Below are 4,817 nucleotides of genomic sequence, written 5' to 3'. Positions count from 1 at the left end.
CTCGTCCACGAGGCACTCGCCCACATCAAAGATCACAGCGCGAATCATGCTGGCAGCCTAACGATGCCACTCTCTCATCGGGCAACGAGTGCGGGACTCGCAGTAGCCGGCAGAACTACCGGCTGATCGATGCGCAAGCCTGCCCACGCGGCCGCTTGGCCAGCTTGTGTCTCAAAGCCGAGCACGTGGGCCGGATCGTCCAGCCGATCAGCCGGGACTGGGCTCGTGAAGCCCGCTTAGTTGCTGAAAAGGCAGGCGATCGTATCCGCGACAGCTTGGGCCCGGCGTGGGCGGTCCGGCCCTCACGCCTGGGAGCCGGCTTGCATCGCCCGAGGAGGCGGCGGCAGGGCCGACGCGTACGGGAAATGGGACGCAGCGGTGCTCGCTCATCAGAAGTGCCGAGGCCGTCGTCGCACAGGTATCGGTGCCTGAGTTTCGGGCGTATGCGCGTCTGGTTCAGCCAGGAAGGAAGTCCGTGGGACCTCGGGCTGCCGGTCGAGCGTCGACTTTGTCACTCTTTAAGAGCTCGAGATTTGCTCGTGCACAAGCTAAATTTTGTCGTGGCCGGTCGAGCCCCATGGGTGGGCCGGCCCGAGAGCCTCGAAGGCCTCTCATGCTCGGGGCCGGGCACCAAGAGGCAGTCGCGTGAGCGCCGCTGCATGGCTGAGTCGCTTTCGGCCTTGACCGCCAAAACACCGCCAACCGCTCAGGGCCTAAGGAGCCGTGGGCAACTCAAGGAGGAAAGATCATGAGCCACCTCATACGGCGTATCGCGATCATGGGTGTTTCAGCCGCGGTCGTCGGCGGGGCCCTTCTTGCCACCGAAGGTTCCGCCTCGGCCCTCGCGCTTCCGCACAGTGGCCCCCCAAGGGCCACTGTCGCCGTCGCCAATACCGACGCGCACTACTCCCCGTGGATCGCCGACCAGCTGGCGCTCTTCGTGGACGGTAACGGCACCCACCCCCGCTACCTCGACAGTTACCGGCACCACCACGAGCACCTTCGCCACGCAGCGAGCGCCGTGAGTGCTGATGGCCGCAGCGGTGCCAACGCCGCCGCCCGCCCGGCAGGTGTCCATGTCGGCGGAATTCACCGCCAACCTGTCAAGTAGCGTCCATCTTCTCGATCAGGTCGGTCCGAGAGATGAAGTCGCTGTCCCGAAGGGCGGCGCGGGTCAGCGCCGAGAAGACGAGCTCGACCTGGTTGAGCCAGGAGGCGTGAGGCGGGGTGGCGGGCGCATGTCTGGAGCTTCGCGCTCTACCTCGCCAGCCGAGACGGCTGCGCCGACAACGTGCTGCCCAGCGGCCTTCCCGCCGGCAGCCCTGAGGACTGCCTGGACTGCGCCTGCGGCCTCTACCTCGACAGCTCAGCGGCCTAGTTCAACATCCAGAAGTGATAGCAAGTGCGAGTAGCTCAGTTCACCGATGCAAAGCATGTGTATGATGATCGGCATCCACTTGTCAGGCGTGCAGGCGTCACTTCTCGAAAGGAAGGCCGAAGATGGGTCACTCACAGGCGGAGAAGGCGGCATCCCGCGAGCGCGTGCTGCGCATCGCGGCCCGCAAGGTCCGCGTGGAGGGCGTGACCCGTCCGGGCATCGCGGACCTGATGAAGGAGGCGGGACTCACGCACGGCGGCTTCTACAAGCACTTCGCCTCCCGCGACGACCTGATCGCCCAGGCCGCGGCCCTGGCCCTGGCGGAGGGCTCGGCGAAGATGGAGCGGGCCGCGCGGAAGAACACGCAGCAGCCGCTGGCCGGGCTCATAGACGCCTACCTTGCCAAGCAGCACCGTGATGCGCCCGGCACCGGATGTGCCCTGGTCACCCTCGGCGCCGCCACCGGGCGCAGCAGCGACCAGAGCTTCAAAGCCACCTACGAGAAGCACGTCCGCACATTCCTGGACCTGATCGCCGGCCTGGGTGACGACGAGGAGGAGGCGCAGGCCGAGGCGATGCTCACCCTCAGCGCCCTGGTCGGCGCGATGCTCATCTCCAGGGCCGTAGCCGACCCGGAATTCTCCGACGAAATTCTGGAGGCGGTCGCCGAACGGCTGAAGCGACACGGGCTGGGAGCCGCGTGGCCTGCTGCCTGATCCCGAATTCGCCGGCTTGGTTTGTGAGTGACGGTTTCGGGGGCTGTCGGCCGATGCCTGCGTCGGAGGCCGGTGCCTTTCCGATCTTGAACGGTTCCGTCGAACGGGAGTTGCGATCGGGTGAGGGTGGCTGGGGCCCATGCCCTGATACCGAAGTTGTCGCGACAGCCGGCGACGTGCTGTGCATCATCCACCTCACCGCCGTGATGCAGGATGTGGGTGTTCGGTTCTCTTTTGGGCGGGCGGCGTATGTCCGCCCTGCTGGAAGGTCCACGGCCCGCTGAGGGCGGCGCTGACAGTGGCTACCTCGCGGCGGATTGGTCCCTGGAAGTCCTGTGCAGTGATGTGGACGCGCACGTTGCGCAACAGTGTGTCGCTCCACTCGGCCGCCCATCGCCGGCATCGATGGCCCAGCCTCTCAGTCGGGTCGCCTGGCCCACGGTGCCCAGCACCAGGGGGACCTGGCCATTTTGCTGCCGCTCCACCGGGCCGTGGCCGAGCGCGTCCCGGTGGACCTGGCGGTTGTGCTTGGCGCACTCGTCGTTCCTGTTGCGGCCGGTGGAGTCGGTCCGCATGCTCCGGGAGGAACTCGTCGGCCGCCTGCGGGATTTGTGGTCCTCTCCCGCGTGGGGCTGCACGTGAACTCGCGTCGCTTCGCATGGGCCGCCGCACGGCCCGGGCCGCGTCTGATGGCTTTCGGGATCCCGAGGGTGATCTGCGGACTTCGGCCGTGACCGATCTTTGTTCCGACGTGGCGGTTGCCTGGTTTCGAGGGGGTGGCCCAGCCGTGGGCGCCGGCTCCTGTGAGGACAGGTGCCGCACCGTAGCCCTTGAATACGCAAACTTCGTCAAGCTGATAGGAGAATGTTGGTGAGCAGTGGTGACTCCCGCGGGCAAACCGCGACAGACACCCTGATCGGCCGCAGCAGGGACCTGAAGCGGATCCATGACCTGCTGGGTCTTGGAGCCGAAGGCGGAGCGTTGCTGCTGTCGGGCCAGGCGGGGGTCGGGAAGTCGGCAGTCCTGGACGCGGTCGCTGAGGCCGCCTCGGCGACCGGGGCCCGGGTGCTGCGCGCCACTGGAACACAGTTCGAGGCGGATTGCAGCTACTCGGGCCTCAATCAGGTCGTCCTTCCGCTTCAGGAGGCAATGGACTGCCTCGAGGACACCTACCGCGACGCCCTCTGTGTCGCGCTGGGTTTCGAAAGCGGACCACCGCCGCAGAGGCTGGTCGTCTCCAACGCCACGTTGGTCCTGCTGCAGAAGGCCGCCGCCGACCAGCCGCTGCTGGTGGTCATCGACGACCTTCCCTGGATCGACCGGCCAAGTGCCGCCGTACTGGACTTTGTGGCGCGGAGAATGACCGGCAGCAAGGTGAGTCTGCTTGCCGCGGCGCGCTCGGAATCACCGGCCTTGCATGAGAGCGGCGGACTGCAGGAGTACGGGCTTGAGCCTTTGGACAAGGAGGCGGCGGACCACCTGCTGACCACCCGGTTCCCGCGCCTTGTCGGCGGGGTGCGCCAGCGTCTGATGACCGCCGCACAGGGCAACCCCCTGGCGCTGCTGGAGCTGCCCACCGCGCTGCGCGCGGCGCAGCTTGCCGCGTTGGAGGAGCTGCCCGCCGTACTGCCGCTCCCTCGACGCCTGGGAGAACTCTTCGGCTCCCGGATCGCCAGCCTGCCCGACGGGTCGCAGCGACTGCTGCTGCTGGCAGCGCTGGAGGGGACCGGCGACCTCGGCGTCCTGCAAGCGGCCGCGCGCCAGACCGGCCCCGGGGAAGTCCTGGACGATCTCGCACCTGCCGAACGGGCTCACCTGGTGCATATCGACCTGGGTACCCGGCGACTGACCTTCCGCCACCCGCTGGTTCGCTCCGCCGCCGTGGAGACCTCGGCGAGCGGCGCGCGGCACGCGGCACACCGCGCGCTCGCCCACGCCCTGGCGGAGCAGCCCGAGCGCCAGGCCTGGCATCTGGGCGAGGCGACGCTGGAACCGGACGAGCACGTGGCCGCGCTCCTGGAACACGCCGCGCGCCTGACCCTGCAACGCGGTGACGCCGTGGGGAGCGTGCGGACGCTGACGAGGTCCGCGGCCCTGACCCCGCACGGCCCCGCCCGCGGCCGGCGGCTGGCCGAAGCCGCCTACATCGGCGCCGAGTCCACCGGCTCGCTGCGCAGTGCACAGGCACTCCTCGACGACGCCCGGCAGGCCGACCCCGCTGTGCAGGTCTCCCTGCACTCCGCCGCCGCAGCGGCCGTCCTGCTTCTCAACGGCGACAGCGACCTCGACACGGCACACCGGCTGCTGGTCGGCGCCATCGAGGACACCCCCCACGGGTACGACGCGCAGGACGCAGCACTCGTCGACGCCCTCCATCTCCTGCTGCTGCTCTGCTTCTACGGTGGGCGGCAGGAACTGTGGCATCCCTTCTACGCCGCACTGGAGCGGCTCAGGCCAAAAGTTCCACCGGCCCTGTCCGCGGCGGCCAAGACGTTCTCCGACCCGGCGCGCACGGGCGCCGCGGCACGCGAGGAGCTCGACCGGCTCCTGGCACAACTGCCGCAGCAGACCGATCCCGTCGAGATAGCAAGGACCGGTACAGCCGCTGTCTACCTCGATCGGCTCGGTGACGTTCGCGAGGCCGCCTGGCGGGTGGTGCGGCAGGGCCGCGCCGGCGGTTCGGCCCGCCGGCATCTGGCCGGACTGATGCACCTGTGCCTGGA

General features: G+C 68.5%; 3 protein-coding genes. All 3 read left to right on the top strand.

Annotated elements, in window-relative coordinates; translation table 11 throughout:
• Positions 1–748: 748 nt before the first annotated feature.
• Positions 749–1,111, top strand: coding sequence for a hypothetical protein (locus tag ABZ904_RS50585; RefSeq protein WP_361831028.1), 363 nt, complete (start codon positions 749–751; stop codon positions 1,109–1,111).
• A 389-nt stretch (positions 1,112–1,500) separates the two neighbouring features.
• Positions 1,501–2,094, top strand: a complete 594-nt coding sequence (locus tag ABZ904_RS50580; protein ID WP_359410891.1) for a TetR/AcrR family transcriptional regulator — start codon at positions 1,501–1,503, stop codon at positions 2,092–2,094.
• A gap of 870 nt (positions 2,095–2,964) precedes the next feature.
• Positions 2,965–4,817 (top strand): AAA family ATPase (locus ABZ904_RS50575; protein ID WP_361831026.1); only part of this gene is annotated, 1,853 nt, incomplete at its 3' end.

It is taken from the genome of Streptomyces sp. NPDC046900 (genome assembly GCF_040644975.1).
Classification (GTDB): Bacteria; Actinomycetota; Actinomycetes; order Streptomycetales; family Streptomycetaceae; genus Streptomyces.
Note: the sequence above shows the minus strand (reverse complement) of the source record. Positions and strands in the feature narration are given on the sequence as shown.

Excerpts from the sequence above, each read along its gene's own strand:
- ABZ904_RS50585 (WP_361831028.1), top strand. The coding sequence starts at position 749 with ATGAGCCACCTCATACGGCGTATCGCGATCATGGGTGTTTCAGCCGCG.
- ABZ904_RS50580 (WP_359410891.1), top strand. The coding sequence starts at position 1,501 with ATGGGTCACTCACAGGCGGAGAAGGCGGCATCCCGCGAGCGCGTGCTG.